Below are 26,055 nucleotides of genomic sequence, written 5' to 3'. Positions count from 1 at the left end.
CCGGTGACGGCCTGAAACCAGCCACCGACCGCGGTGACGGCGGCACGCCGGTCACCGATTTCGAAGAGTGAGGAGAACGACGTGGGGACCGTTACGCTCGGCGTTTCGATCGCGGTCCCGGAGCCCTACGGCAGCCTGCTCCAGGAGCGGCGCGCGAGCTTCGGGGACCCTGCCGCATTCGGCATTCCCACCCACGTCACGCTTCTCCCGCCGACCGAGGCGGAGGCGGCCGACCTGCCCGCGATCGAGCGGCATCTCGCCGAGATCGCGACAGGCGGCCGTCCCTTCCCGATGCGGCTGTCCGGCACGGGGACCTTCCGCCCCCTGTCGCCGGTGGTCTTCGTCCAGGTCGTCGAGGGCGCGTCTGCCTGCTCCTGGCTGCAGAAGCGCGTGCGGGACGCGTCCGGCCCGCTGATGCGCGAGCTGCAGTTCCCGTACCACCCGCATGTGACCGTGGCGCACGACATCCCGGAGCAGGCGATGGACCGGGCGTACGAGGAGCTCGCCGACTACGAGGCGTCCTGGACCTGCGATTCCTTCGCGCTGTACGAACAGGGCCCGGACGCCGTCTGGCGCAAGATCAACGAGTTCCCGTTCGGGGCCGAGAGCGGCGCGCCCGCCGTGCCCGCGCAGGGCGGCAGCTCCGTGGACGAGCCGTCCCTGCAGCCCTGAGGCCGTAAGCGCTGCGCTCAGACCGGCAGGCGCCGGAAGAGCGGCCGCGGCACGTGCCGCAGCGCCGACATCACCACCCGCAGCGCCCCCGGCACCCATACCGTCTCCGAGCGCCGTCGCAGTCCCGTCACGATCGCCGCCGCGACCGCGTCCGGGGTCGTCGCGAGCGGCGCCTCCGGCATCCCCGCCGTCATCTTCGACCGTACGAAGCCGGGGCGTACGACCATCACATGCACCCCCGTGCCGTGCAACGCGTCCCCCAGCCCCTGGGCGAACGCGTCCAGACCCGCCTTGCTCGACCCGTAGATGAAGTCGGCGCGCCGGGCACGCTCACCCGCCACCGAGGACAGGACCACCAGCGATCCGTGCCCCTGCGCCTGGAGTGCGCCGGCGCACACCAGTCCAGCGGAGACGGCGCCGGTGTAGTTGGTCTGGGCGACCCGGACCGCGGAGAGCGGTTCCTCCTCGTCGCGTCCCTGGTCCCCGAGGATGCCGAACGCGAGCAGCACCATGTCGATGTCGCCCTCGGTGAAGATCTTGCCGAGAGCGGTCTCGTGGGACTCGGAGTCGAGGGCATCGAAGGCGACGGTACGGACGTACGCACCCAGTTCCCGCAGTTCGGCTGCGGCCGATTCCAGGGCGGGGGAGGGGCGTCCGGCAAGCCAGACCGTGCGGGTGCGGCGGGCGATCAGCCGACGCGCGGTGGCGAGCCCGATCGCCGATGTCCCACCGAGGACGAGCAGGGACTGCGGGGCACCGAAGGCGTCCTTCACGGAAACACTCCTAGCGGGGGAGAGGGAGCGGGCAGTGCGCGGTCTTAGAGGCCGAGGCGGCGGGAGAGGTCCGAACGGAACGCCCCGTCCGGGTCCAGTTCGGCGCGCAGCGCCCGGAACTCGGGCAGCCGCGGATACATCGCGGCCAGCGTCTCGGGACGCAGCCGGGAATCCTTCGCCAGGCAGACGCGGCCCCCGGCCGTCGCGACCTCCTCGTCCAGCTCGTCGAGGAAGCGGGCCAGGCCCGGCAGCGTGGCGGGCAGATCGAGGGCGAGCGTCCAGCCGGGCATCGGGAACGACAACCAGCCCGGATCGCCGTTCCCGAACCGTTTGAGCACGGCCAGGAACGACGGGCAGCGCCGCCGTGAGATCCGGCGCACGATCCGGCGCAGCGCCTCCTCCTGCCCGTATCCGACGACGAACTGGTACTGCACGAAGCCGCTGCGGCCGTACACCCGGTTCCAGTGCGGCACTCCGTCCAGCGGGTGGAAGAACGTGGACAGCTTCTGGAGTTCGCCGATGCGGTACGTAGGGGCTCTGCGGTACCGGAGCTCGTTGAAGAGAGCGACAGAGGTGCGTCCGAGCAGTCCGTCCGGTACGAACGCGGGCGCGACGGGCAGCTGTCCCGGGCGGAACGCGAGCGGTGTGCGCCGGGCGCGCGCCGGGAGCACATGCAGGGGCGCGTGCTCCCCTCGGGTGAGTACGGAACGCCCGGTCGCCCTGCCTCGGGCGAGGAGGTCGATCCAGGCGGCCGAGTAGCGGTAGCGGTGGTCGGAGGCGGTGAGCCGGGCCATCAAGTCGTCCAGATCGACAGCCCGTTCGGTGGTGACCGACATCAGTGACGTCGCGACGGGCTGGAACCGGAGCGTGGCCGAGAGGATCACCCCGGTCAGTCCCATGCCGCCCGCCGTCGCGTCGAAGAGAGCGGTGCCGGGCCGGATCGTACGGGTCCCGCCGTCGGCGGTCAGCAGCTCCATGTCCTGTACGTGGCGGGAGAAGGAGCCGGAGACGTGCTGGTTCCTGCCATGGATGTCGGCGCCGATCGCTCCGCCCACGGTGACGTAACGGGTCCCAGGAGTCACTGGCACGAACAGGCCGAGCGGCAGCAGTACGTCCATCAGCCGGTGCAGGCTCACGCCCGCGTCGCACACCACCAGACCGGTGGCGGCGTCGATGGTGCGGATCCGGTTCAGCGCGGTCATGTCGAGGACGGAGCCGCCCGCGTTCTGTGCCGCATCGCCGTACGCCCGGCCCAGACCGCGCGCGATGGAACCACGGGGTCCGCAGCCGCGCACCGCGTCCGCCGCCTCCTTGTACGTACGGGGACGGAACCGCAGGGCGGTCGTCGGGGCGGTACGGCCCCAGCCGGTCAGGGAGACGGTGTCGACAGACATGGTGGTGACCGTATCGCCCGAGAAAACACCTTTGAGGGATTTGTTACAGAGCTCACCGAAATGGGTGATTGAAGGGGTTTTGCTCGTCAATGACGAGCGAATTCCTTTACTGGTCAGAAGAGTTCGCTTCGGCTTCGTCCGGCAGCCGGGGTGCGGCCCCGGCCCTGTCCCTGGCGCCGGAAAGCGGCGGCACGGCCGACGGGAGCCTTCCGCCCTGGCGTCCGCTGACGGGGATCCCGTCCGTCCTGGTGGCGCTGCGGTACGCGCTGTTCGCCGACCACTGCACGCCCGGCGCCCCCGAGGACGTGGTGCCGGGAGACCGGGCGGTCGCCGCCGTCGGGCTGATGTGGACGGCCCCGTGCGGACCGGCGGTCGCCGAGCCGTGAGGGTCCCGCCTGCGGGGTTCAGCCTCGGCCGTACCGGGTGTTGGTCGCCGTCGACGCCCGCCGCTCTGTGGTGCAGTTGCCCTCCGGCCGTGTCGCCCACGGGGCCGGCCCGACACCACCCCGGCGCCCGCGCCCGCGCCCGGGCCCGTACACCGGTTTTCCGCGCCCAGGAGGATACGCGCACGTCATGGACTGGCTGAAGAATCTCCCCGTCATCGGGCCACTTGTCGCCCGGCTGATGATGACGCACGCCTGGCGCTCGTACGAACGGCTGGACCTGGTCCACTGGACCAGGCTCGCCGCCGCGATCACCTTCATCAGCTTCCTGGCGCTCTTCCCGCTGATCGCGGTCGGCGCGGCGATCGGCGCCGCGCTGCTCTCCGACGAGCAGCTGCACAAGATCGAGAAGACGATCGCCGACCAGGTGCCGGGCATCTCCGACCAGCTGGGCATCAGCAATCTGGTGGCCAATGCGGGCACGGTCGGGCTGGTCGCCGCCGCGCTGCTGCTCTTCACCGGCGTCGGCTGGATCGGTGCGATGCGGGACTGCCTGCGCGCGGTCTGGGAGAAGGACGATGTGGACCAGGGCAATCCGGTCGTCCGTAAGGTCAAGGACGCCGGGCTGCTGATCGGCCTCGGCGGAGCCGCGCTCGTCACCCTTGCCGCTTCCACGGCGGGCACCACCGCGGTCGGCTGGACCGCCGGCCTGGTGGGCATTCCCAACCGTGGCGCGGGCGGAGTGCTGCTGCAGACCGCGGCCCTGCTCGTGGCGGCCGTGGCCGACTTCCTGCTGCTGCTCTATCTGCTGACACTGCTGCCGGGCGTGAAGCCGCCGCGGCGCAGGCTGCTGAGAGCGGCGGTGATCGGCGCGATCGGGTTCGAACTCCTCAAGCTGCTGCTCGGCAGCTACATGAAGAGTGTCGCGTCGAAGAGCATGTACGGCGCCTTCGGCGTGCCGGTCGCCCTCCTGCTGTGGATCAACTTCACCGCAAGGCTGCTGCTGTTCTGCGCCGCCTGGACGGCGACGCGGAGCAGCAAGGACATCAGGGAGGGCGTCGCGGACGTCAGCGGCGAGGACGGCGGCGCACCAGGTCCGGCAGCGGCCAGCGCCGGTTGACCAGGAACACGCCGCCGGCCAGCAGAACCAGCACCCCGCCGACGATCCCCAGTGCGACCCCGGCCCCGCTGGAGCCCTCGGTGGCCGGACTGTGCTTGCCCGCATCGTCGCTTTCCGAGCCGGAGGTGCCCGTGGTGCTGTCGCCGTTGGTCGGTTCCGCGCTCCTCCCGGTGCCCGTCTGCGCGGACTTCGGGGGGACCAGTTCGCCGACCGGGGTCACCTTGCCGGCCGCGTCGAAGCCCCAGTCGAGCAGGCTCGCGGCCTCCTTGTAGACGGCGTGGGACTCCTTCGACGACGGGTTCATGACGGTGACGAGCAGCACCTTCCCGTTGCGCTCGGCGACGCCCGTGAAGGTGTTGCCCGCATGCGTGGTGTAGCCGTTCTTGACGCCTGCGATGCCCTTGTACGGCTCGACGCCGCCGGCTCCGGTGAGCAGCCGGTTGGTGTTCTGGATCTCGAAGGTCCCGCGCTTCTTCCCCTTCTTCTTTTCCCCGGGGAATGTGGCCGTGGCCGTCGAGCAGTACTCGCGGAAGTCCTTCTTCTGCAGCCCGCTGCGGGCGAACAGGGTGAGGTCGTACGCGCTGGAGACCTGTTCGGGTGCGTCGTAACCGTCGGGAGACACGACGTTCGTGTCGAGGGCCTGCAGCTCTTCGGCGTGCGCCTGCATGGCGGCGACGGTCTTGGGCACGCCTCCGTACATCGCGGACAGCACATGGACCGCGTCGTTGCCGGAGCGCAGAAAGACGCCGAGCCACAGGTCGTGGACCGTGTAGGTCAGGTGCGCCTTGACGCCGACCAGGCTGCTGCCCTCACCGACACCGGCGAGTTCCTTGTCCGTCACCTTGTGCCGCAGGGTCTTCGGCTGCAGTTCGGGCGAGCCCATGACCGTGTCGGCGAACAGCATCTTCAGGGTGGACGCGGGGGGCAGCCGCCAGTGCGGGTTGTGCGAGGCGAGCACCTCACCGCTCTCCGCGTCCGCGACGATCCAGGACCGCCCGGTGAGGTCCTTCGGCAGCACCGGGGCGCCGGGACCGAGTTCGACCTGGGTGCCGACCCGGCCGAGCTTGGCGCCGCCGACGTTCGACATGGGGCTGGTCGGTTTCGGGTCGTCGGCGGTGTTCTTGTCGACCGCTGAGGCGGGACTGATGACAAGAGTGGACAGCAGAGCGGCGGAGATGACCGTCAGCGCGGTCTTTTTCAGAGCGGGCACGGTCGGAAACGTACAGGCTGATGATGTGACGAGTGTTGCGGACCTACTGACCGGCCGTCCGCGACGCTGGGACAGCCCACCCCGGGCGCTCCGGCCGGAGCGTGGCGGCGATACTGGATCCATGAAGCTCAGCCGCCCCGTTTCCTGGTTCCTGCTCGCCTTCGGGGTGTGGAGCTGGGTCATTTGGGTCACTTTCGCCAAGAATCTATGGAAAGACGGCAGCGGACTTGCCTTCGACGACGCGGGTGACCCGACCGCGTACTTCTGGGTGCATCTGCTGCTCGCCATCACGTCCTTTCTCCTGGGGACGGCGGTCGGTGTGATCGGGTTCCGCGGACTCAGGGCGCTTCGCCGCGAACGGTCATAACCGGCCGAGCGGCGGCCGGACATAGGCGTACGAAGCGTCGGCGCGCAAGGCGCGGGCGTACCGAGAGCCGCACCTGGGTGGGGGAGTGCACGTGGCAGTGGTCTTCGTTCCGGTGGCGCTGGCGGTCCTCGCGCTGCTCGTCGGCGTGCACCGCTACGTGTGGCGCCGCTTCGTCGCCGACACGACGGCCCCGGGCGGCACGCTGCGCCGGGTGGGCACAGCGACGGTCTGGCTGCTGCCGCTGCTGAGCGTCGGCGCCCTGGTCTCCGGGCGGGCGGGCGCCCCGTTCTGGCTGCAGCAGGTGCTGGCCTGGCCGGGCTATCTGTGGCTGGCGGCGCTGCTGTACCTGACCCTGGCTCTGCTGATGGGCGAGGCGGTACGGCCTGTTCTGCGGCAGGTCCTCGCGCGCCGGGCGGGCGGCGGTACGGCTGCCGAGAACGATTCGACCGAAACCCTTTCATCTCAGGTCGAAGTGCCCGCGGCGGAGAACTCCCCGGCCCGTGCGCCCGCGAGCGGAACCCCTGCCGCCCTCGTCGCCGACGCCCCCGCCGACCCCTCCCGCCGCCTCTTCGTCGCGCGTGCCGTCGGGGGCGCGGCCGCCGTCGCCGGGCTCGGCACCGTCGGCTACGGCACCTACGGCGTGCTGCGCGGTCCGCGCGTCAAGCAGGTCACCGTCCCGCTCGCCAAACTGCCCCGCGCCGCGCACGGCTTCCGGATCGCTGTCGTCAGCGACATCCACCTCGGCCCGATCCTGGGCCGCGCCCACACCCAGCGGATCGTCGACACGATCAACCGGACCCAGCCCGATCTGATCGCCGTCGTCGGGGACCTCGTCGACGGCTCCGTCGCCGACCTCGGTCCGGCCGCCGAACCGCTCGCCCGGCTGGAGGCCCGTCATGGCGCGTTCTTCGTCACCGGCAACCATGAGTATTTCTCCGGTGCGGCCCAATGGGTCCATCATGTAAGGGAATTGGGGCTGCACCCACTGGAGAACGCCCGAGTCGAGATCGACGGTTTCGATCTCGCCGGGGTCAATGACGTCGCCGGTGAGAGCGAGGGGCAGGGCCCCGATTTCGAGCGCGCCCTGGGCGACCGGGACCGGACCCGCGCCGCCGTCCTCCTCGCGCATCAGCCCGTCGTCATCGACGACGCGGTTGCGTGCGGCGTGGATCTCCAGCTTTCGGGCCACACCCACGGCGGCCAGCTCTGGCCGGGCAACTACGCCGCCGAACTGGCCAACCCCACGGTCGCCGGCCTGGAGCGCTACGGCGACACTCAGTTGTACGTCTCTCGGGGTGCGGGTGCCTGGGGTCCGCCCGTGCGGGTCGGCGCCCCCTCCGACATCGCCGTCGTCCACCTGGCGTCCCGTCAGGCGTAACGACATAAAAGGGACGACTCAACTACACGGCGTCTCCACAGGTTTCAGCCGTTCGACCCAACTGAGAGGTTTCAACTGTCGAACAAAAGGCTATGAGATACAGGTTTCCTCTTCCAGATGTGAAAATCGTGTGATTGGCTGACCGTGAGCACGGTGATGTGCGTTTCTGAGCACATCTGCCCAGGTGGGGCTGTTAAGGGAGAGCACGGCAATGCGGTCGATCCGGCTACGGATTCTCGCGATTCTCGCGGTTTTGGTCATCGCAGGCGTGGTCGCCTGGCAGTTGCTTCCCTCGAACGAGGTGAAGGCTGACCCGATCATGGTCGGTACGACGGACGAGGTGACGTCCCTCGATCCGGCCGGTGCGTACGACGCCGGTTCCTGGGCGATGTACAGCAACGTCTACCAGTCCCTCATGACGTTCAAGTCCGGGGCGATCGTTCCGGAGCCGGACGCCGCCGAGAGCTGTGGGTTCATCGGCCAGAAGCTCCAGACGTACCAGTGCAAACTGCGCGACGACCTGACCTTCGCCAGCGGCCGGAAGATGACCGCCGCCGATGTCGAGTACTCCATCGAGCGCATGATCAAGATCAAGACGGACGTCGGCCCGTCGGTCCTGTTCCCCAGCCTGAAGAACGTGGTGTCCGAGGGTCGCACGATCACCTTCAACCTCTCCTCGCGTGACGCGACCTTCCCGCAGAAGCTCGCCACCGGAGCCGGTTCGATCGTCGACCGCGAGGAGTACCCGGCGGACAAGCTCCGTAGCGGAACCAAGGTCGACGGCTCGGGGCCGTACGTCCTGAAGTCGTACAAACCGGGCGTCGAGGCGGAGCTGGTCCCGAACACCCGGTACAAGGGCGCGCTGAAGAAGAGCGGCGTCCCCGTCACCGTCCGCTACTACAAGCAGTCGGACGAGCTCCTGGCGGCCTGGAAGTCCGGACAGGTCCAGGTGACGCACCGACAGCTGCCGCCGTCCACGCTCGCCGAGCTGAACCCCGGCGACCCCGACGTGCGCATCACCGAGGCGGAAAGCGCCGAGATCCGCAACCTGGTCTTCAACGTGCGCGCCGGGTCCCCGCTCGCCGACAAGAGGGTCCGGCAGGCCATCGCGTCCATCATCGACCGCGGGCCGCTGGTGGCAGATGTCTACAAGAGCACCGTCGAACCGCTCTACTCGCTGATCCCGCAGGGCTACATCGGGCACAGCACGCCGTTCTTCGACGCCTACCCGGCGCCCGACCCGGCGCGCGCCAGGCAGCTGATGCAGGAGGCGGGCGTGCAGACCCCGCTGCACATCACCTTCGCCTACCGCGCCGACGACGCGTACACCAAGGAGACCGCCGAGCTCCGCCGCCAGCTGGAGGCGGACGGGCTGTTCAAGGTCTCGGTCAAGGCCGTGGACTGGCAGGACTTCCAGAAGGGGTACGCGTCCGGCAAATACGACGCGTACACCGTCGGATGGCTGCCCGACTACCCGGACCCCGACACCTTCAGCCAGCCGCTCGTCGGCCGCGACAGCAGCCTTCACAACGGCTACACCAGCAAGAAGATGGACGACCTGATTTCGGCCACGCTGCAGTACAGCGACCGGAGCCGTACCGCGGCGGACTTCAAGGACCTCCAGGCGCTGGTCGGCGAGGACGTGCCGCTCGTGCCGCTGTGGCAGAAGAAGGACTACGTCCTCAGCGAGACCGATGTCTCCGGCTCGCAGTACCTGTCGGACGGCACGGGCATCTGGCGGCTGTGGGAACTCAACTGGATCTAGGGCGTGTTTCGAAAGTCCCGTCTGCCAGGCGACGCCTGGCACGCACGCTCGCTGCGTTGTCGGGCTCGCCCCGATACACCCAGTATCGGGGCGACCCTCCGCCTTGCGATCGCACGCACCAGACGCCGCCTGGCCCGCCCCACGGGCGGACGACGCCACTTTCGAAACACGCCCTAGTGCCGCGACCGTAGAGGGCCGGGGCCGGCCGGAGACTGCCGCACAGCGTGTGCGAGGTTTCCGGTCGGCCCCGGCCCATGTGCCGGTCGGTCTTATGCTTTCTCCCGGCCCGGCCGCTCGGTGGCCGGCTGTTTCACCGACCCGGGCAGGAAGTCCGCCAGTACGTCGTGGATCTGCCGTACGAGCGGTCGCAGCACCCGGAACCGGGAGAGCGTGATCGCCCGGGCACCGATCGGTGCGGTGCGCTCGACGAGGCGGCGGCTGCGCTCGGCGCCCTCCGTCCGGTCGTACACCCAGAACAGCACCAGACCCATCTGTATCAGCCACATCAACTGCGGCAGTACGTCGGTCATTTCGGGGTCGGTCTTGGTGCTGGAGCCGCGCAGGCATCGTTCATGAATGGAGATCGCCGCCTCCCGGGCCGCGACCGACTCCTCGGAGAACGGGGAGAGCGGGCTTTCCGGATCGGCGGCGTTCTTGAAGAACTGGGCGGCGAAGCGGTGGTACGGCTCGGCCACGTCGAGCCAGCTGAGCAGTACCCCGCGGATCCGCACGGCCAGGTCCTTGTCGCCTTCCAGGACCGGCTTCACCGCCGCCTCGTGCTCTGCGGCGAGCCGGTCGTAGAAGCTCTGGACGAGAGCGTCTTTCCCCGTGAAGTAGTAGTAGGCGTTGCCGACGGAGACCCCGGCCTCCTGCGCGATGGCCCGCATCGTCGTCTTGTCGTAGCCGCGTTCCTCGAAGAGCCGGAGCGCCGTTTCGAGAATGAGTGTGCGGGTCTGCTCGCTCTTGGGAGCCTTGGCTTCCTTTGCGTCCTTCGCTTCCTTCACCACAGCCCCGAGGGTAGCTGTCGGCCCTGGTCCTCCGCGCCGGGGATCCGGCTGTGCTCCGTCCCCGGGACCGCGGGCGCCGCCCTCACGTACGCCACGACCGGACCCGTATGTGAACCTGCTCAGGCGAGTACTCCGGGGCGCTTGTCACTGGCCGCCCCGGCCGCGGCCGCAGGGGCTCTGAAGCGTCGTACGCCCGGTACCGCCGCCGTCGCGAGACAGGCCGCACCGACCGCCACGGCAGCGACGGCGAGCGGGACTTCGGGACCCCAGGCCGTGGCGGCGACCGGGGCCAGGGCATAGCCCAGTGGCATCGCGCCGAGGGAGAGCAGCCAGTCGTACGAGGTCACGCGGGCCAGCGCGTGGGCGGGTACCGCGGACTGGACGGTGGTCTCCCAGACCGGGCCGAGGAAGCCGAGTCCTGCCAGCGCGATGCCGTACCCGGCGATGGTCAGCGGGGCGGGGGCGCCGGCCGCGAGGAGGCCGAGGGGGAGTGCGTATGTGGCGAGGCCCAGGTTGGCGGCCAGAACCGGGCGGCGCGGGCGGGCGCGCCCGGCCAGCAGCGAGCCGAGGAGGAGGCAGACCGCGCCGGTCTGGAGCAGGGCGATCCAGGTGCTCTTGCCGCCCATGTCCTCGATGGCGAGTGCCGGCCCCAGGGTCATCAGGACGGCCGCCGCACCGTTCCACACGGAGTGGGCGATCAGGCTCGTCCAGTACCAGTCGCGGCCGCGGACCTCGCCCCAGCCCTCCTTGAGGTCGGCGAGCATCGAGCGGCGCGGTAGGGGCACATGCCGGACCTTGATGGCGGACAGGAGCGCGGCGCTCACCGCGAAGCTCGCACTGTCCAGCACGAACGCCCAGCCGGGGCCCGCGGTGAGGATCAGCGTTCCGGCCACGGCAGGGCCGCCGAGCCGGGTCGCGCTGGTGGCGACCGCCATCAGGGAGTTGGCGCGCAGCAGGCCCGAGGCTTCCACCGTGCCGCGGATCAGCGGCGACGCGGTCGGCATCGCGAAGGCGCCGGCCGCGCCCCCGATCACCTCGGCGACCGCGATCTGCCAGAGTCGTGGTTCACCGCCGAGCAGTTCCACGCCGACGAAGAGCTGGGCGGCGCACCGGACGAGATCGGTGGTGAGCGCCACCGTGCGGGCGTTGAAGCGGTCGCCCATGACGCCGCCGAGCGGAAGCAGGAGCAGCTTGGGAACCATCGCGCATGCCAGCACCAGGGCGAGGGCGGCGGTCGAGCCGGTGGCCAGGTAGACGGCGAGGGAGAGGGCGGCGGGGATGGCGGCGTCGCCGAGGAGGGAGAGTGTGCGTCCGACGAAGAGCAGGCGGAAGGCGCGCGTGCGCAAGGGATGCGGCATGCGAGGAAATCTATTTCGGCATCAAAGTATTCGTCAACGAAATATCGGGTGCCGAAGCGTATGTGTGCGCCGGGCGTACCCTTTCCTCATGGAGTCACGCGACTGGACCGACGGACATGTCGAGCGGTGGAAGCCTGTGCTTCCCGACCTCGATCCCGATGTCGAGGGCGCGGTGACGCGCATGAAGAAGCTCTCCGTCCACCTGCGGCGGGTGCGTGAACAGTCCCTGGTCGACTTCGACCTGGACCGCCAGGAGTTCGAGACGCTCCACAAGCTCGCCGGACGCGGCGGGAAGGCGGCCCCCTCCGAACTCGCCGCCGACCTCGACCTCGCTCCCGCCTCCGTCACCGGCAGGCTGGACGCGCTCGAACGGCGCGGATTCATTCGTCGTACGCCCTCCACCACGGACCGGCGACGGGTCGACGTGGAACTCACCGAGGAGGGCCGCTCGACCTGGCTCGGCGCGATGGACTTCCTCGGCCACGAGGAGTACCGGCTCCTCGGCGTACTCGACAAGGACGAACGCATCCTGCTCAACGACATGCTGCGCCGCATCATGGTCGTCGCGGAGGACCGCGACGGAGCCGGCTAGCGCCGTGACCGGCCATGTGTGCCCCGTGAGGAGCGTCGTCCGGTGCGTGCGATCGCAAGGCGGCCGGAAGCGTTGTCGAGCTACCAGGGCTTGTGGTCAACGCGGCGAGCGGGCGTGCCGGACGGTGCGACGGGGCAGAGCCTGCCCCGTCCGCTCGTTCGCCTGCGATGCGTCAGATGCTCATCGAGCGCGCGGTGTTGACCTGGGCCATCACCATCTGGAACGTCTCCGGGCCGGTCGCCTGGATCATCGTCGAGTGGTGCCGGCCGCCGCTGGTCACCGAGACCTGGATGAACCCGGTCGTCTTCTTCTCCTTCATCAGGAGGAAGAGCAGCCCGACCAGGCAGAGCAGGGCGAAGATGATCGCCAGCACGATCGCGACCGTCGGGATCTTCTCCTCGGTGCGTGACATGTCGGTGGCCGTCCACACCGCGCCCTTGAGCGGCAGCGTGCCGGACGGCGTCACGATCGAGTCGTTCATGACGGTGATGTCCCCGAGCGACAGCATCGGCGCCCCGCCGCCGGCCCCCGGGCCCTGCTGCGGCGGGAACCCGTAACCGGGCAGGGGCGGCTGAGCCGGCGGATTCACGGCCGGATAGCCGTAGGCCGGGCCCGGCTGGGCCGCGGCGTCGGGCAGCTGCTGCGGGTAGCCGTATCCCTGACCATCCGCGACGGTGGGCGGATTGCCCGGCTGCTGGGGCGGTCCCCACTTGTATGAGTCGTCCGCGTACGGATTCGGATCGCTCAACGTTCCCCGCTCTCGATCAATCCTGTGCGCCCCGCGCGTTGCTGCCCCGGGCGGTGAACCGGTCTCCGGCTCCGCACGACCGTACCGAACGGATCCGCGCAGCGCAGCAGGAGGCCCCGCCTCCCGCAGCGTTCCTGCGGAAAACGGGGCCTCCTGTGCAACTGGCCTGCCCGAAGGGTCAGAAGCGACGCGTGATCAGCGCGCGCTTCACTTCCTGGATCGCCTTGGTGACCTCGATGCCACGCGGGCACGCGTCCGTGCAGTTGAAGGTGGTGCGGCAACGCCACACACCGTCACGGTCGTTGAGGATCTCCAGGCGCTGCTCGCCGCCTTCGTCACGCGAGTCGAAGATGAAGCGGTGCGCGTTGACGATCGCTGCCGGGCCGAAGTACTGGCCGTCGTTCCAGAAAACCGGGCACGACGAGGTGCACGCGGCGCACAGGATGCACTTGGTGGTGTCGTCGAACCGCTCGCGGTCCTCGGCGGACTGCAGACGCTCACGCGTCGGCTCGTTCCCCTTGGTGATGAGGAACGGCATGACGTCGCGGTACGCCTGGAAGAACGGGTCCATGTCGACCACGAGGTCCTTGAGGACCGTGAGGCCCTTTATGGCCTCGATCAGGATCGGCTTCTCCGGGTTGATGTCCTTGATCAGCGTCTTGCAGGCGAGCCTGTTCTTGCCGTTGATCCGCATCGCGTCGGAGCCGCAGATGCCGTGGGCGCAGGAACGGCGGAACGTCAGCGTGCCGTCGATGTCCCACTTGATCTTGTGAAGGGCGTCGAGGACGCGCTCCTTCGGGTCGATCTCGATCTGGAAGTCCTGCCACGTGGCCTCCTCGGAGACCTCGGGGTTGAAGCGGCGGATCCGGAAAGTGACCGTGATGTACGGGGAGGCAGCGGACGCCGAGGGGCCGGTCTCCACCTTGTCCAGAGTCGGGGTAGCCATCAGTACTTACGCTCCATCGGCTGGTAGCGGGTCTGGACGACCGGCTTGTAGTCGAGCCGGATCGACTCGGTGCCGTCGTCGGCGACCTCGCGGTACGCCATGGTGTGGCGCATGAAGTTGACGTCGTCGCGGTTCGGGTAGTCCTCGCGGTAGTGACCGCCGCGGGACTCCTTTCGGGCCAGCGCGGAGGTCGCCATGACCTCGGCCAGGTCGAGCAGGTTGCCCAGCTCGATGGCCTCCAGGAGGTCCGTGTTGAACCGCTTGCCCTTGTCCTGGATGGACACGTTCAGGTAGCGCTCGCGCAGCTCGGCGATCTTGTCGACGGCCGTCTTGATGGTCTGCTCGGTACGGAACACCATCACATTGGCGTCCATGCACTCCTGCAGCTCCAGACGGAGCGCCGCGACCCGCTCGGTGCCCGTCGAGTTGCGCAGCCGCTCGACCTGGTCGATGACCAGCTGTGCCGGGTTCTCGGGAAGCTCGACATAGTCGTTCTTCGCCGCGTACTCGGCGGCGGCGATGCCCGACCGGCGTCCGAAGACGTTGATGTCGAGCAGCGAGTTGGTCCCCAGACGGTTGGCGCCGTGCACGGAGACACATGCGACCTCGCCGGCGGCGTACAGGCCCGGCACGACGGTGGTGTTGTCGGCCAGCACCTCGCCCTCGACGTTGGTCGGGATGCCGCCCATGGCGTAGTGCGCGGTCGGCTGGATCGGGATCGGGTCCGTGTAGGGCTCGATGCCAAGGTACGTACGCGCGAACTCGGTGATGTCCGGGAGCTTCGCGTCCAGCTGCTCCGGCGGCAGGTGCGTGAGGTCGAGGTAGACGTGGTCGCCCTCGGGACCGCAGCCGCGGCCCTCACGGATCTCCGTGTAGATGGAGCGGGACACGACGTCACGGGACGCGAGGTCCTTCATGACGGGCGCGTACTTCTCCATGAAGCGCTCGCCGTCCTTGTTGCGGAGGATGCCGCCCTCACCACGGGCGCCCTCCGTCAGCAGGATGCCCATGCGCCAGATGCCCGTCGGGTGGAACTGGAAGAACTCCATGTCCTCCAGCGGCAGACCGCGGCGGTACGCGGCGGCCTGGCCGTCACCGGTCAAGGTGTGGGCGTTCGACGTCACCTTGAAGAACTTGCCGGTGCCGCCGGAGGCGAAGATGATCGCCTTCGCCTGGAAGACGTGGATCTCGCCGGTCGCCAGCTCGTACGCGACGACGCCCGCGGACTTCTTGACTCCGTCGACCTCCTGCAGCAGCAGGTCCAGGACGTAGAACTCGTTGAAGAACTCCACACCCTCCTTGACGCAGTTCTGGTACAGCGTCTGGAGGATCATGTGGCCGGTGCGGTCCGAGGCGTAGCAGGACCGGCGGACCGGGGCCTCGCCGTGGTTACGGCTGTGGCCGCCGAAGCGACGCTGGTCGATCTTGCCCTCGGGCGTGCGGTTGAACGGCAGGCCCATCTTCTCCAGGTCGAGAACGGAGTCGATGGCCTCCTTCGCCAGGATCTCGGCGGCGTCCTGGTCGACCAGGTAGTCGCCGCCCTTGATCGTGTCGAAGGTGTGCCACTCCCAGTTGTCCTCTTCCACGTTGGCGAGCGCGGCGGCCATGCCGCCCTGCGCGGCGCCCGTGTGGGAGCGGGTCGGGTACAGCTTCGTGAGTACGGCGGTACGGCTGCGCTTCGTCGACTCGATGGCCGCGCGCATGCCGGCGCCGCCTGCGCCGACGATGACGGTGTCGTACTTGTGGATCTGCATGATTTCCTCTGGTCCCTCTGGCCCGGTGCCTAGCGGATGTTCGGGTCGAAGGTGAAGATCACCAGCGTGCCCAGCAGGACGGTGAACACCGTGGCGGTGTACAGGAGCATCTTCAGCCAGAAGCGGGTGTTGTCCCGTTCGGCGTAGTCGTTGATGACCGTACGGAGGCCGTTGGCGCCGTGCAGCATGGCCAGCCACAGCATCGCCAGGTCCCAGACCTGCCAGAACGGCGAGGCCCAGCGGCCCGCCACGAAGGCAAAGCCGATCTTGGAGACACCGCCGTCCAGCACGAGCTGGATCAGCAGGTGGCCGATGACCAGGACGACGAGCACGATGCCCGACAGGCGCATGAAGAGCCAGGCGTACATCTCGAAGTTGGTGCGCGAAGCCTTGGGGGTCTTGCCCGTCCGCTTGCGCGGGGACTCGATGACCGGGGCCGGGTGGTTGACGTCGTAGAGGCTGACGCCTTCGACGGCGCCGATTGCGGAGGACTCGGTGGACATTGGCCTCAGCTCCCGAAGACTGCGCGTACGGCGTGGCCGAGGATGGGGTACAGGGCCCCGACCATCAGCACGATCCAGATGCCCACGGCGGACCAGAGCATCTGCTTCTGGTAGCGCGGGCCCTTGGCCCAGAAGTCCACGGCGACGATACGGAGACCGTTCAGCGCGTGGAAGAGAATTGCGGCCACCAGGCCGTATTCGAGGAGCGCGACAGGCCAGGTCTTGTACGTGGCCACGACGTTGTCGTAGGCCTCGGGCGAGACGCGGACGAGAGCGGTGTCCAGGACGTGTACGAACAGGAAGAAGAAAATGAGGACACCGGTGACTCGATGAGCCACCCAGGACCACATGCCTTCCCGGCCGCGGTACAGCGTTCCAGCCGGCACGGAAGAACCCTCCGGGAGCAGGGATTGGGGTCGGCCGGCTTGACTGTCGGTCTGACCCGGCCGGGTACGGTCCACCGGCCCCGGCCATCGTAGCGACGGTTTGTCGGTTCGCTCGCGCCGGGTCCTCTGGTGTGATCAAAGTGGCAATGAAACAGGCACGGACGGGCTAGGGCATGGGTCGAAAGTCCCGCCTGTCAGCGTCGCCCGGCCCACATGCTCGCTACATTGTCGGGTTCGCCCCGATTCGCCCAGTATCGGGGTGACCCTCCGCCTTGCGGTCGCACGCACCAGACGCCTCCTGGCCCGCCCTACGGGCGGACGACGCTCCTTTCGAAACACGCCCTGGGGCCTCTCGTTCGGATCATGCCGGCCCGGCGCCCGTCACCAGCTCGATGATGCGGCCCCGGGCGAGCCGGCGCATCTCGTCCGCCGTGACCACCCGCTCCTCGTCGGGGTCGTGGCCCAGCCTGGCCCGGATGCCTGCCAGTACCTGGTCCGGGTGCTCGGCGGGGCGGAAGGCGTCGAGGCAGATCACGAAGACATGGCCGAAGCGGCTCTCGTACGCGGCATGCGCGGCGCTCAGCGCGAGGTGCGCGGAGTGCGGTGCGGCGTGGTGCAGTCCCGGGGAGACCTCGGCGGCGAGCGCCTCGGCGAGATCCGCGGGCGCCATGTCGTACCCCGCCTCGTCTGCGGCGGCGAGGAGGGCGTCCAGATCGGGGTACGGGCGGTGAGCGGCCAGCCGCTGCGCCCAGCGGGCACTGCCGCAGCAGCCGAGCAGCGCGGCTTCGGCGTCGGCGGTGGGTGTGGTGTTGAACCGGTCGAGGCCGAGGGCGCGGGCACTGACGCAGGCCCGGGCCGGGCCGCGGCTCTGGGCGGGGAGCGCGGGCGGGCCGACCCGCCGCTGCGGTGGTTCCGGGAGGCCGGCGTGGGACTCGCTGGGCCTGGACAGCGTGGGACTCCTCGAAACATTGGCATCCCTGTGAGCCTGGTGCGGTGAGGGGCCCGGAAACCAGGGAGACGCAGGGTGAAGGGAGGGACGAATGTGCCCCCACGCTATCGGGGCCAGGCGACGGTCGTGCGACGGATGCACGAATTTCACCCGGAAGGGAGAGTTTCGGAACGTCTGATGGACGACTCGTCGAGGAGAATGCCCGGCTATCTCCTTATTTCTTCCCTTTACTCGTCACCACCGGAGGATTCTGACCGATGTCGCCCTCACGCGGAGCCCTCGCGGCCGGTGCGGCCCTCGTCGCGGCAGCCGCCGTGACGATCACCGTCGTCGTCTGGCCGGAAGGTGCGGACACCGGACGCACGGGGGAGGCGTCCGTGGCCGGCGTCTCCTCGAACGCCTCCCTCTCCCCCTCGCCGACCCGCAGCTACCCGCTCTCCAGGGCGCCCCGGACCATCCCCGCCGTACGCGAGCACATTGCCGCCCGCGGCCCCGGCTGGCGGCCGGGCCCGACCAGCGGCGTCGTGATCGCCGGGGGCAGCGGATCGCTCGCGGACGAGGCGCAGCTGCTCGCCAAGGAGCTGAAGATCCGTTACCGGGGCGCCGTCCCGGCCCGTGCAGGCGACGTCGAGCTCGCCCTCGGCGCCCCCGGTGACGGGGCCCCGGAGTCGTACACCCTGAAGACCCACGACCGGCGGGTCGTCATCACCGGACCCGACCAGGCGGGTGTCTTCTACGGAACCCGCACGCTGAAGCAGTCGCTGCGGGCCGACGGCATGATGCCCGAGGGCGAGGTGCGTGACCGTCCCGACCGGCCGCAGCGCGGACTCAACCTCGACATCGCGCGCAAGTACTACACGGTCGGCTGGATCGAGGACCGGTTGCGCGACATGGCCGACCTCAAGCTCAACCAGCTCGGCCTGCACTTCTCCGACGACCAGGCGTTCCGGATCCAGTCCGACGCCCACCCCGAGGTGGTGTCGCCCCAGCACCTCACCAAGGCGGAGGTCCGTCAGATCCTCGCCCTCGCGGGCCGGCTGCACATCGACGTGGTTCCCGAGATCGACTCCCCGGGCCATCTGGGCGCCGTCCTGCGCGCCCATCCGGACCTCCAGCTGCGCAACACGGCGGGCGTGCGCTCGATCGGATCGCTCGACATCTCCAATCCGGGCGCGGCGAAACTCATCGACCAGTTGATCGGCGAGTTCGCGGAGCTCTTCGGCGGTGCGTTCTGGCACCTGGGCGGGGACGAGTACCGCGCGCTGATGGTGAAGGACCCGGCCGCCTCGTACCCGCAGCTCCAGCGCGCAGCCCAGCAGAAGTACGGACCGGCGGCCGGGATCAAGGACCTCGCCACCGGCTGGCTCAACGACCGCGCGGCGGTGGTGCGCCCGCACGGGCAGCAGCCCAAGGCCTGGAACGACGGCTTCTTCCGCGGCGGAACCGTCCAGGCCGACAAGAACATCGAGGTCGAGTACTGGACGGGCAAGGAGTACGGTGCCCGGCCGCCGGAGGAGTATCTGGGCGAGGGCCGGCGCGTGGTGAACCTGAACGACGAGTTCCTCTATTACGTGCTCGGTCAGCCCCATGCGTTCGTCTACCCGACCGGGAAGCGGATCTACGAACAGTGGACCCCGCTCGTCCTGCGGGGCACGCAGCCGGTAGCGGCCCGCTACTCGAAGCAGATCCTGGGCGGCCGGTTCGCGGTCTGGGGCGACCTGCCGCAGGCGCAGACCCCGGCGCAGGTGGCGGCGGGGATCCGGATGCCGCTGCGGGCCACGGCCCAGAAGCTGTGGGATCCGAGGAGGCCGACGCTGAGCTGGGGTCAGTTCCAGGCGCTCGCCGCGAAGATCGACAAGGCGGGCTGAGCGGGCCGGACCGGTAACGGCTCGGTGGTGCGCACGGGTCCACAAGCTCGATCGATTGACGCAGTGAACTGCGCGTAGTCGTTGTGCATGGTTGTCGTCCGGGGCCGTAAGCGAACCCCGGACGGTAGGAGAGAAGCCCGGCCGGTCCCCGGCGGGGGTGCAAGCGGCATGACGGCCTGTGGAGTCAGATGAGCGCAGATCGTATGGCTGAACGCCGAGGCGATCCTTGAACGTAGTCAGTACTCCTGAGGCCGTACCCATGACCAGGGGGCATGGGTACGGATCCCCGGGCGACGCGGCGTTTCGGGCTGGTCCTACGCAGTTTGGCGGTCGGGTGCGTCCTTGAGGGACGTGACGAACGACGTCCAGGCGGGGGCCGTGACCGTGAGGACCGGGCCGTGGGTGAGCTTGGAGTCGCGGACGGGGACGATGCCCGCGAGGCCGTCGGCGACCTCCACGCAGTCCCCGCCGCTGCCGTTGCTGTAGCTGCTCTTGCGCCAGACAGCCGTGTTCAAGTCAATCCCGATGCTTGCCATTTCGACCATCCTCAGCCGCTTGCTCGATCAGGGCGAGGGACGCCTTCGGCGGCAGTGCGGCGGCCCTGAGCAGATCGTACGACCTGCGGTACTCCTTCACGAGAGCCGGATCGTCGATGGTGTCGCCACTGTGCAGAGCCTCCGTGTAGACCAGAGGCGGGGCGTCAGGAAAGGTCATGAGCTTGGCCGTGCCCAGCATGAAGGGGTGTGGCCCGCAATTCCACGGAAGGATCTGGGGAACGATCCGGCGGCGCGTTGCCAGCGCCGCGATGCGCTCCAGCTGTTCGGTCGCCTGAGCAGGTGGCAGAATCGGCTGGCGCAGCAGCGACTCGGGCAGGATCGCCCAGTATTCCGGGGTCTTGTGGTCATCCTCGAAGAGGCTGGCCCGTGCCATCCGGGCGGTGACCTTCTCCTCCACATGGTCGTCGGGCGCCAGCGGGTGCGTAGCCCGGACCACCGCCCGCGCGTACGCGTCCGTCTGCAGCAGACCGGGAATCAGAGTCGGGCACCACTCCTCGATGGTCTCCGCGTGCTTCTCAGCCTCCAGCACGCGCTCGAAGTAGCTGGCATGGCCGCGCCTCTTCGCCTTTCGTACGTCCTCGCAGCGGCGCCGGAAAAAACCGTCGGTACCCAGCGCCCGGTCCACGTGCTCGGCCAGTTCGGCCGGCATGCGGCGCTGTCCGCGTTCGATCTCGCTCAGGTGGCTGGGGCCGTAGAAACTGCCCTCCACCAGCTGCTGGAGGGTCAGTCCGGCCTCTTCCCGTTTCCAGCGCAACTCCTTGCCGTAGAAGGTGGGGACGCTTGCCGACCCGTCGATGTCCTTGCGCTGTCCCATCGTTCACCGCCATTGGTGTCGTTGCCGCCCGTTTCACGGCGTGTCCGCCCGAGTTCCGGGGATTCCCGCGCCGATGCCAACACGCGAGGGCATACGCGCAGTTCACGGCCGGGAGCCCGAAGCTCTTTCACGGTAGGCCGCGGCGCTTCAGAGTGTGAGTGATTCGTCACAGAGCGCACTGGAAGGTGTGACACCCCCCATGAACGACCACCCCCACGACGACACGGATACGGATGCCGATGTGCAGGACTGCGTGAACGACCTGCGGGCCGCCCTCGCCGCCCACGGCGTCACGCTGCCCTCCCTCGGCATCGACCTGCTGACCTTCGCCGCCCGCTACCGCACTCCGCCGCTCGTCACGCTGGGCAAGTGCAACCTGCCCACCGCACGCGCTCTGGTCGCCGCGCTGCGTAAGGGAGTCGCGTGATGCGAGAACCGCTGATCCTGGAGCTTCTCGCCACCCCCGAGGCTGTGTCCGAGGTGCGCCGCGCCTTGCGCGCGTACCTGGGCGGCCCCTGTGCCGACCTCGAGTTGTGTGCCACCGAGCTGATCACCAACGTCATCCGCCACCTCGGCGAGGGCGTCCCCGTAACGGTCCGCGCCTCGTGCGACCAGGGCCGTACGCGAGTGGAGGTCACCGACCCCGACCCCCGGGCCCTGCCCGTCCTGTGCAGGGCGGCCGGCGACGACGAGACCGGCCGCGGCCTCACCCTGCTCGATGCCCTGGCGCTGCGCTGGGGCGTGGAGCAGGGCCCCGGCACCAAGACGGTGTGGTGCGAGCTGCCAGGCGGCGACCGCACGCCTCCCGGTGAGCCCTCCGCGGGCATTCGGGTCGATTCGACAGGGATGTCCGTGGGCGTGATCGCAAGGTGAATGCTGCTGTACAGTCCGCCTGGTTCGGCGTGGCATGGCGGCGGAGGCGCTGCACTCGCAGGGCGTCAGTACCAGCAGCAAGGGCGCCAAGGAGAACGAGGAAATCTACGTCGTCGACGGCACGGCGTACCTCAGGAGAGCGGGTGCACCGTGGAACAGGGCACGTTCAACGGGAAGATCGAGCTTCCCGCCGACCTGCGCTGACCCGGTGGTCTGCTGGTGCGACGTGGTCGGCCGGCTGAATCCGGCGGGTGACTGCTACCCGCCGATGCGGCGCACCGGCTGGCCCGTGACACGGGCAATCGTCTCGAAGTCGGCATCCTGGTGGAGGACTGTGAATTTGTGATGTCGGGCAGTGACGGCGACGAGTAGGTCAACGGGGCTGGCGCACTGATGCCACCCGCTGTCCGCGAGGCGTTGCTGCAGATCTGCGGAGTCGTCCCATGCGGAGTCGCGCATCGAGTAGTAGGGGAACGTCTCGCGGAGCAGACCAGCGGCTTCGTAGTACGCCGCACGGCCGCCGACTGCCCGCAGATATTCCTGCCGTACCGGCTCGCAGAGCCCTACCAGCCCTGCGGTGACGAGCTCGTCCCAAGCGGGACTCGCCTGACGCCGGTAGAAGCGCACCAGGGCGCTGGTGTCGATCAGAAACAGCTCGCTCACGCGGCGGACCGTCCGCCGTCGTCGGGGCTTTCATGGCCGGGGTCGATGACCGAGAAGTCGATCTCGCCATCGGCGACCATCTGCCGCATCCGCTCCACCGCTGCCGCGCGACGCCGCCGATCAGCGATTTCGCGCAGGGCCGCGTTCACGGTGTCCTTCTTGGTGGTGGTACCCAAATGTCGTGCAGCCTCTTGCAGGGCTTCGTCGTCCAAGTCGATCACGGTGCGGGACATGGGCACCCCCAGGATTCGTATATACGTTTCGAAAAGAAGATATCACGAGCGGGTGTCGCGGCGCTCAGCTGCAAGAGGGTGCCGCCCTGATCACCCGCCACCGTGCGTTCGACCACGCGCCCAGGACAACCGGGACGCGAACGGGAAGGCGGAGAAGGCCGTGCGCGGGGAGAAGAAGGGTGTGCCGTCGCCGCCGAAAGGAAGCGGGTCCCGGACCGGGAGCGGTGGCAAGGACGGGACTGCCGACGACTGAATCGCCGCGGCGCCGGACGGGTCTTCAACAACGGCCGGACCATCGGGCCGTACCGCAGAGGGAAATCCCGAGGATGACCGAAAAGCCGGGGAGAACGAGGACGACCGGGGCCGCCACCCCCCACAGGAGAGGCCCCGGTCGTCTTCCGCGGGGCCGCAGGACGACCCCGTACTCTTCTCAGCGCCGTGAGTGCGTTTTCTGTCACACCTCACTGTGTCCGAGGACGTTGCGGGTTGTACAAGTCATGGACGTGGCCCCTGCGAAGGACGTAGCGTGCGGAGTCGCGCAGGGTGGCGCGGTAGTGGTGACCAGCTGTGATTCAGGACAGCAGGGTGGGTTGAGGGAGTGCTGGGGGACGACGCGGAGCTGACCGCCGCGGTGCTCGCGGCGCAGGACGGGGACGAGGACGCCTTCCGTTCTGTGTACCGCGCTGTGCAGCCGCGGCTGCTGGGCTACATACGAACGCTGGTGGGGGAGCCGGACGCCGAGGACGTGGCGTCCGAGTCCTGGCTGCAGATAGCGCGCGACCTCGACCGGTTCAGCGGAGACGCCGACCGGTTCCGCGGCTGGGCGGCGCGGATTGCCCGTAACCGGGCTCTGGACCATCTGCGAATGCGCGGCAGGCGCCCCGCGATCGGCGGCGACGAGACCGAACTGTCGGAGAAACCAGCCGAGTCCGACACCGCCGACGAGGCGATCGAGGCCCTCGCCACCGGTCGTACCATGTCCCTCATCGCCCAACTGCCGCAGGATCAGGCCGAGGCCGTCGTGCTGCGCGTGGTGGTCGGCCTGGATGCGAAGAGCGCGGCCCAGACGCTGGGCAAGCGGCCGGGAGCGGTACGTACCGCCGCGCACCGTGGACTGAAACGGCTGGCGGAGCTGCTCCGCGTGGACAGCGACGACGGCGACGACGACGGCGGCGAGGAGGGCGCGGCGCGGGGAATTCCGCCGCACGGGAGCGCGTCAGGGCATGCGGCGGAACTCGGCGCCGTACCCGCGCAGCGCCCTTCCCGGACCGGTCTGGCGACCTCCGCCGGTGTGACGGATTCGCGTCCGTGGACGCAGAGGGACATGTGATGGCCGACGAGCAGGACGCATGGCTTGACAGGGACGCGACGGAGCGACTGCTCCGCGGCGAACCGGTCGATCCCGGCGAGGGCCATGCGCGCGCCGCCGCCGAACGGCTCGCGGCCGCGCTGGGCGCGGCTGCCCGCAGTGCCCGCCCGGCCACCGGTGAACTGCCGGGCGAGGCCGCCGCGCTGGCCGCGTTCCGGGCGGTCCCGCGCACCGCGCGTACAGGGACGCGGGCGACGGCATCGGCGGACGTCCGGTCGGCGGGACACGCCGCGAAGGGCAGCGGGCCGCAGACGCTCGGACCGGTGCGTATCGGCCCTTCGTCCTCCCGGGACGGCAGCACGCGTGCGCCGCGCTGGAGCCGTCCCGTCCGATTCGGTCTTGCCGCCTCCCTCGCCGGCTGCGCGCTCGGCGGGGTGGCCGTCGCGGCAGGTACGGGCGTGCTTCCCGGTCCGTTCGGCAAACACGCCAACCCGCTGCCGGCATCCTCGGTGTCGGCGTCCGCGTTTCCGCAGGAACGGGGCTCCGGGGACGCGTCCGGCAGGACGACCGCCCCGCCGTCGGGATCGCCGGACGGGAACCCGTCCCCGGATTACTCCGGTGGAACCCACCAGGGCGAGGACGAACGGGACGGCACGTCCGGCCCGGTCGGAACGCCGGACGGGGGCGGAGCCCGGAACGGCGGGAGCACCGACCCGAGTTCCCCGGACGCGACCGGCAGCAAGGGCACGCCCGGCGGCCAGGACGACACGTCGGGTGTCTGGTTCGCCCGGACCCTCAAGGCGTGCCGCGACTACCGCGACGGCAAGCTCGACGACGCCCGCAGGCGCCGCCTCGCAGAGTTGGCCGACGGCGCCGACAACCTGGACCGGTTCTGTCAGCAGATGTTCGACAAGGCCGGTGACGAGGACGACCAGGGGAACGGGAAGAGCGGCGCAGGCGAGCAGAACGATGCCGGCGCCGACGCGGCGGACCGGGCCGACGGCAGTGCGAACGCGCGCCAGTCGCTCTGGTTCGAGCCCGGTACCCCGGCCCCGTCGGCCTCGGTGTCCCCGACCGGTGTCGCCTCCCCGGAGGCCACGGCTCCGACTGTCCCGGTCGACGGCTGAGCCGTTCCGGCCGCTCCGCCGGCACCGGGTGTGACACTTTTCGACCCGTCGACGCTGTACAGAGTGAGCCGACTGGTCATCGGCAGCGCACAGAGCCGGGGTTCCCCCCGTACCTTCGGCTCAGCGCACCTGGCGCGGGCGGGACACGTTCCCCCGGTCCCGCCCGCGCCCCCTTTCCTCGCCTCCGCTCACCAGTAGATGACGACCTTGTCGCCGTTGCGGACCTGGTCGAAGAGGGCGGCGATCTTTCCCTCGTCCCGGACGTTCACGCAGCCGTGCGACGCGCCGTTGTAGCCGCGGGCCGCGAAGTCCGCCGAGTAGTGCACCGCCTGACCACCGCTGAAGAACATCGCGTACGGCATGGCCGTGTGGTAGATCGTCGACACGTGGTGCCTGGACTTCCAGTAGATGGAGAAGGTGCCTTCGCGGGTCGGCGTGTACTGCGAGCCGAACCGCACATCCATCGAGGAGACGACCCGGCCGTCGATCATCCACGACAGGGTCCGGCTGTTCTTGCTGATACAGAGCACCCGCCCGGTCATGCAGCGCTTGTCGGGTCTGGCGGCGGGCCGGGAGGTCGGCGGGTTCAGCTCGGCGGCCGTCGGCTTCCGCGTCATGGCGATCAGCTTCTGCCAGGTGACGGTATCCGTTCGGCCGGTACGGGACAGACCGCGCTTGCCCTGGAAGGACTGCACGGCGGCGACGGTGAGCGTCCCGTAGTAGCCCGTCGGGCTGCGGTCGAAGTGGCCGATCTGACGGAGCCGGGCCTGCAGCTCCCGAACCTGCTTGCCCTCGGAGCCGGTGGCCATCAGCGTCCTGCCCTGCGGAGCGGGCTTCGGTGCGGCGGTCGCCGACGGCGAGGGCGCGGCGGTCGGCGGCAAGGAGGTCGGCGGCGAGGAGGTCGCGGCGGGCTTGGCGTCGTCGGCCGCCGGGGCCGAGGTCTTCGGCGGGGACGAGGGCTTTGCCGCAGAACCGCCGGAGGCATGCGTCTGGCAGCCCGCGGTCGTGGCGGCCAGCGTCAGGACGGTTACGGCGGTCACCGCCGTAGTGGCTGCCCGGTGTGCCGTTCCTCCGCCGTGCTGGGTTCTGGGTATCCGCATCAGCCTCGGCCCCCTCATTCCTTCGTTGTCTCTTGGGACGGATTCCCGCTCTGCCCGGTTGCGAAAGCCCGCGCATGATGGTGAGTGCGGTGGCGAAGGCCGTAGGACGCACCCTGTGAGCAAGGTCCCAGCCGGTGCCCCTCCACCGGTCGCGCGCCCGCCGCTACAGTCCGTCGCGAGGGCCGTTGGTTACCAGTCAGTAGCTT

General features: G+C 69.4%; 28 protein-coding genes. 12 read left to right on the top strand and 16 right to left on the bottom strand.

The window, feature by feature from the left end:
* The first annotated feature begins 81 nt into the window (after positions 1–81).
* Positions 82–672 carry a 2'-5' RNA ligase family protein gene (locus AB0N06_RS17955; RefSeq protein ID WP_366135639.1) on the top strand — a complete coding sequence of 197 codons (591 nt, stop codon included), beginning with the start codon at positions 82–84 and terminating at the stop codon, positions 670–672.
* 17 nt (positions 673–689) lie between these two features.
* Here the strand turns inward: AB0N06_RS17955 and AB0N06_RS17950 are convergent, their stop codons facing one another.
* Entirely contained in the window at positions 690–1,445 is a 756-nt protein-coding gene (locus tag AB0N06_RS17950; protein WP_366135638.1) for a decaprenylphospho-beta-D-erythro-pentofuranosid-2-ulose 2-reductase, read from the bottom strand.
* Positions 1,446–1,489: 44 nt separating this feature from the next.
* Complete coding sequence (locus AB0N06_RS17945; protein ID WP_366135637.1) at positions 1,490–2,839, bottom strand: FAD-binding oxidoreductase; 1,350 nt, start codon at positions 2,837–2,839, stop codon at positions 1,490–1,492.
* An 89-nt stretch (positions 2,840–2,928) separates the two neighbouring features.
* Between AB0N06_RS17945 and AB0N06_RS17940 the strand changes: the two genes are divergently transcribed.
* Both AB0N06_RS17940 and AB0N06_RS17935 read left to right on the top strand, forming a co-directional pair.
* Positions 2,929–3,225, top strand: coding sequence for a hypothetical protein (locus AB0N06_RS17940; protein ID WP_366135636.1), 297 nt, complete (start codon positions 2,929–2,931; stop codon positions 3,223–3,225).
* Positions 3,226–3,412: 187 nt separating this feature from the next.
* Positions 3,413–4,342, top strand: coding sequence for a YihY/virulence factor BrkB family protein (locus AB0N06_RS17935; protein ID WP_366135635.1), 930 nt, complete (start codon positions 3,413–3,415; stop codon positions 4,340–4,342).
* Here AB0N06_RS17935 and AB0N06_RS17930 read toward each other — a convergent pair.
* Positions 4,290–5,552 (bottom strand): D-alanyl-D-alanine carboxypeptidase, encoded by a 1,263-nt coding sequence (locus AB0N06_RS17930; protein ID WP_366135634.1) that lies wholly within the window; start codon positions 5,550–5,552, stop codon positions 4,290–4,292. The two genes, AB0N06_RS17935 and AB0N06_RS17930, sit on opposite strands and share 53 nt — an antisense overlap.
* Positions 5,553–5,673: 121 nt before the next feature.
* On the opposite strand from AB0N06_RS17930, the gene AB0N06_RS17925 reads away from it, so the two are divergent.
* From AB0N06_RS17925 to AB0N06_RS17915, 3 genes are all read left to right on the top strand, one after another.
* Complete coding sequence (locus tag AB0N06_RS17925) at positions 5,674–5,919, top strand: SCO4848 family membrane protein (RefSeq protein WP_037688258.1); 246 nt, start codon at positions 5,674–5,676, stop codon at positions 5,917–5,919.
* Between the two features lie 91 nt (positions 5,920–6,010).
* Positions 6,011–7,297 (top strand): metallophosphoesterase, encoded by a 1,287-nt coding sequence (locus AB0N06_RS17920; RefSeq protein ID WP_366135633.1) that lies wholly within the window; start codon positions 6,011–6,013, stop codon positions 7,295–7,297.
* Positions 7,298–7,508: 211 nt separating this feature from the next.
* Positions 7,509–9,062: an ABC transporter substrate-binding protein gene (locus AB0N06_RS17915; RefSeq protein WP_366135632.1), complete on the top strand. Its 1,554-nt coding sequence runs from the start codon at positions 7,509–7,511 to the stop codon at positions 9,060–9,062.
* Positions 9,063–9,331: 269 nt separating this feature from the next.
* Here AB0N06_RS17915 and AB0N06_RS17910 read toward each other — a convergent pair whose 3' ends face one another.
* Positions 9,332–10,069, bottom strand: a complete 738-nt coding sequence (locus tag AB0N06_RS17910; protein ID WP_366135631.1) for a TetR family transcriptional regulator — start codon at positions 10,067–10,069, stop codon at positions 9,332–9,334.
* Positions 10,070–10,188: 119 nt separating this feature from the next.
* Positions 10,189–11,427, bottom strand: coding sequence for an MFS transporter (locus AB0N06_RS17905; RefSeq protein WP_366135630.1), 1,239 nt, complete (start codon positions 11,425–11,427; stop codon positions 10,189–10,191).
* An 88-nt stretch (positions 11,428–11,515) separates the two neighbouring features.
* On the opposite strand from AB0N06_RS17905, the gene AB0N06_RS17900 reads away from it, so the two are divergent.
* A complete protein-coding gene (locus AB0N06_RS17900) occupies positions 11,516–12,019 on the top strand; it encodes a MarR family transcriptional regulator (RefSeq protein WP_366135629.1) in 504 nt (167 codons plus the stop codon).
* Between the two features lie 172 nt (positions 12,020–12,191).
* On the opposite strand, the gene AB0N06_RS17895 is transcribed toward AB0N06_RS17900, so the two are convergent.
* The 6 genes from AB0N06_RS17895 to AB0N06_RS17870 form a co-directional block, all read right to left on the bottom strand.
* A complete protein-coding gene (locus AB0N06_RS17895) occupies positions 12,192–12,767 on the bottom strand; it encodes a hypothetical protein (RefSeq protein WP_358859619.1) in 576 nt (191 codons plus the stop codon).
* A gap of 178 nt (positions 12,768–12,945) precedes the next feature.
* Positions 12,946–13,713, bottom strand: coding sequence for a succinate dehydrogenase iron-sulfur subunit (locus tag AB0N06_RS17890; RefSeq protein WP_366135628.1), 768 nt, complete (start codon positions 13,711–13,713; stop codon positions 12,946–12,948).
* On the bottom strand, positions 13,713–15,467 hold the full coding sequence (sdhA, locus tag AB0N06_RS17885) for a succinate dehydrogenase flavoprotein subunit (protein WP_366135627.1): 1,755 nt from the start codon (positions 15,465–15,467) through the stop codon (positions 13,713–13,715). Before sdhA ends, AB0N06_RS17890 begins: the two co-directional genes overlap by 1 nt.
* A 29-nt stretch (positions 15,468–15,496) precedes the next feature.
* Positions 15,497–15,970, bottom strand: a complete 474-nt coding sequence (locus tag AB0N06_RS17880) for a succinate dehydrogenase hydrophobic membrane anchor subunit (RefSeq protein ID WP_358859616.1) — start codon at positions 15,968–15,970, stop codon at positions 15,497–15,499.
* Between the two features lie 5 nt (positions 15,971–15,975).
* A complete protein-coding gene (gene sdhC, locus AB0N06_RS17875; protein ID WP_358859615.1) occupies positions 15,976–16,356 on the bottom strand; it encodes a succinate dehydrogenase, cytochrome b556 subunit in 381 nt (126 codons plus the stop codon).
* A 361-nt stretch (positions 16,357–16,717) separates the two neighbouring features.
* Positions 16,718–17,305 (bottom strand): 2-oxo-4-hydroxy-4-carboxy-5-ureidoimidazoline decarboxylase, encoded by a 588-nt coding sequence (locus tag AB0N06_RS17870; protein WP_366135661.1) that lies wholly within the window; start codon positions 17,303–17,305, stop codon positions 16,718–16,720.
* Between the two features lie 257 nt (positions 17,306–17,562).
* Between AB0N06_RS17870 and AB0N06_RS17865 the strand changes: the two genes are divergently transcribed.
* Positions 17,563–19,173: a glycoside hydrolase family 20 protein gene (locus AB0N06_RS17865; protein WP_366135626.1), complete on the top strand. Its 1,611-nt coding sequence runs from the start codon at positions 17,563–17,565 to the stop codon at positions 19,171–19,173.
* 314 nt (positions 19,174–19,487) lie between these two features.
* On the opposite strand, the gene AB0N06_RS17860 is transcribed toward AB0N06_RS17865, so the two are convergent.
* Positions 19,488–19,709 (bottom strand): DUF397 domain-containing protein, encoded by a 222-nt coding sequence (locus AB0N06_RS17860; protein ID WP_366135625.1) that lies wholly within the window; start codon positions 19,707–19,709, stop codon positions 19,488–19,490.
* Complete coding sequence (locus tag AB0N06_RS17855) at positions 19,690–20,544, bottom strand: helix-turn-helix transcriptional regulator (RefSeq protein WP_366135624.1); 855 nt, start codon at positions 20,542–20,544, stop codon at positions 19,690–19,692. Before AB0N06_RS17855 ends, AB0N06_RS17860 begins: the two co-directional genes overlap by 20 nt.
* Positions 20,545–20,743: 199 nt before the next feature.
* Here AB0N06_RS17855 and AB0N06_RS17850 point away from each other — a divergent pair, with 199 nt between their 5' ends.
* Together AB0N06_RS17850 and AB0N06_RS17845 are read left to right on the top strand one after the other, a co-directional pair.
* Positions 20,744–20,971, top strand: a complete 228-nt coding sequence (locus tag AB0N06_RS17850; protein WP_366135623.1) for a hypothetical protein — start codon at positions 20,744–20,746, stop codon at positions 20,969–20,971.
* Positions 20,971–21,417 carry an ATP-binding protein gene (locus tag AB0N06_RS17845; RefSeq protein ID WP_366135622.1) on the top strand — a complete coding sequence of 149 codons (447 nt, stop codon included), beginning with the start codon at positions 20,971–20,973 and terminating at the stop codon, positions 21,415–21,417. The genes AB0N06_RS17850 and AB0N06_RS17845 overlap by 1 nt, the downstream gene beginning before the upstream one ends.
* Before the next feature lie 258 nt (positions 21,418–21,675).
* On the opposite strand, the gene AB0N06_RS17840 is transcribed toward AB0N06_RS17845, so the two are convergent.
* Complete coding sequence (locus AB0N06_RS17840) at positions 21,676–22,080, bottom strand: PIN domain nuclease (RefSeq protein ID WP_366135621.1); 405 nt, start codon at positions 22,078–22,080, stop codon at positions 21,676–21,678.
* Positions 22,077–22,313, bottom strand: coding sequence for a type II toxin-antitoxin system VapB family antitoxin (locus AB0N06_RS17835; RefSeq protein ID WP_366135620.1), 237 nt, complete (start codon positions 22,311–22,313; stop codon positions 22,077–22,079). The genes AB0N06_RS17840 and AB0N06_RS17835 overlap by 4 nt, the downstream gene beginning before the upstream one ends.
* Positions 22,314–22,911: 598 nt before the next feature.
* On the opposite strand from AB0N06_RS17835, the gene AB0N06_RS17830 reads away from it, so the two are divergent.
* Together AB0N06_RS17830 and AB0N06_RS17825 are read left to right on the top strand one after the other, a co-directional pair.
* Positions 22,912–23,643, top strand: coding sequence for an RNA polymerase sigma factor (locus tag AB0N06_RS17830; RefSeq protein WP_366135619.1), 732 nt, complete (start codon positions 22,912–22,914; stop codon positions 23,641–23,643).
* Positions 23,622–24,749, top strand: coding sequence for a hypothetical protein (locus tag AB0N06_RS17825; RefSeq protein WP_366135618.1), 1,128 nt, complete (start codon positions 23,622–23,624; stop codon positions 24,747–24,749). Before AB0N06_RS17830 ends, AB0N06_RS17825 begins: the two co-directional genes overlap by 22 nt.
* A 188-nt stretch (positions 24,750–24,937) precedes the next feature.
* On the opposite strand, the gene AB0N06_RS17820 is transcribed toward AB0N06_RS17825, so the two are convergent.
* Positions 24,938–25,789 (bottom strand): L,D-transpeptidase family protein, encoded by an 852-nt coding sequence (locus AB0N06_RS17820; protein WP_366135616.1) that lies wholly within the window; start codon positions 25,787–25,789, stop codon positions 24,938–24,940.
* Between the last annotated feature and the right edge of the window lie 266 nt (positions 25,790–26,055).

Origin of the sequence: Streptomyces sp. NPDC051020, from assembly GCF_040683105.1 — a bacterium.
In the GTDB taxonomy this organism is placed as follows: Bacteria; Actinomycetota; Actinomycetes; order Streptomycetales; family Streptomycetaceae; genus Streptomyces.
Note: the sequence above shows the minus strand (reverse complement) of the source record. Positions and strands in the feature narration are given on the sequence as shown.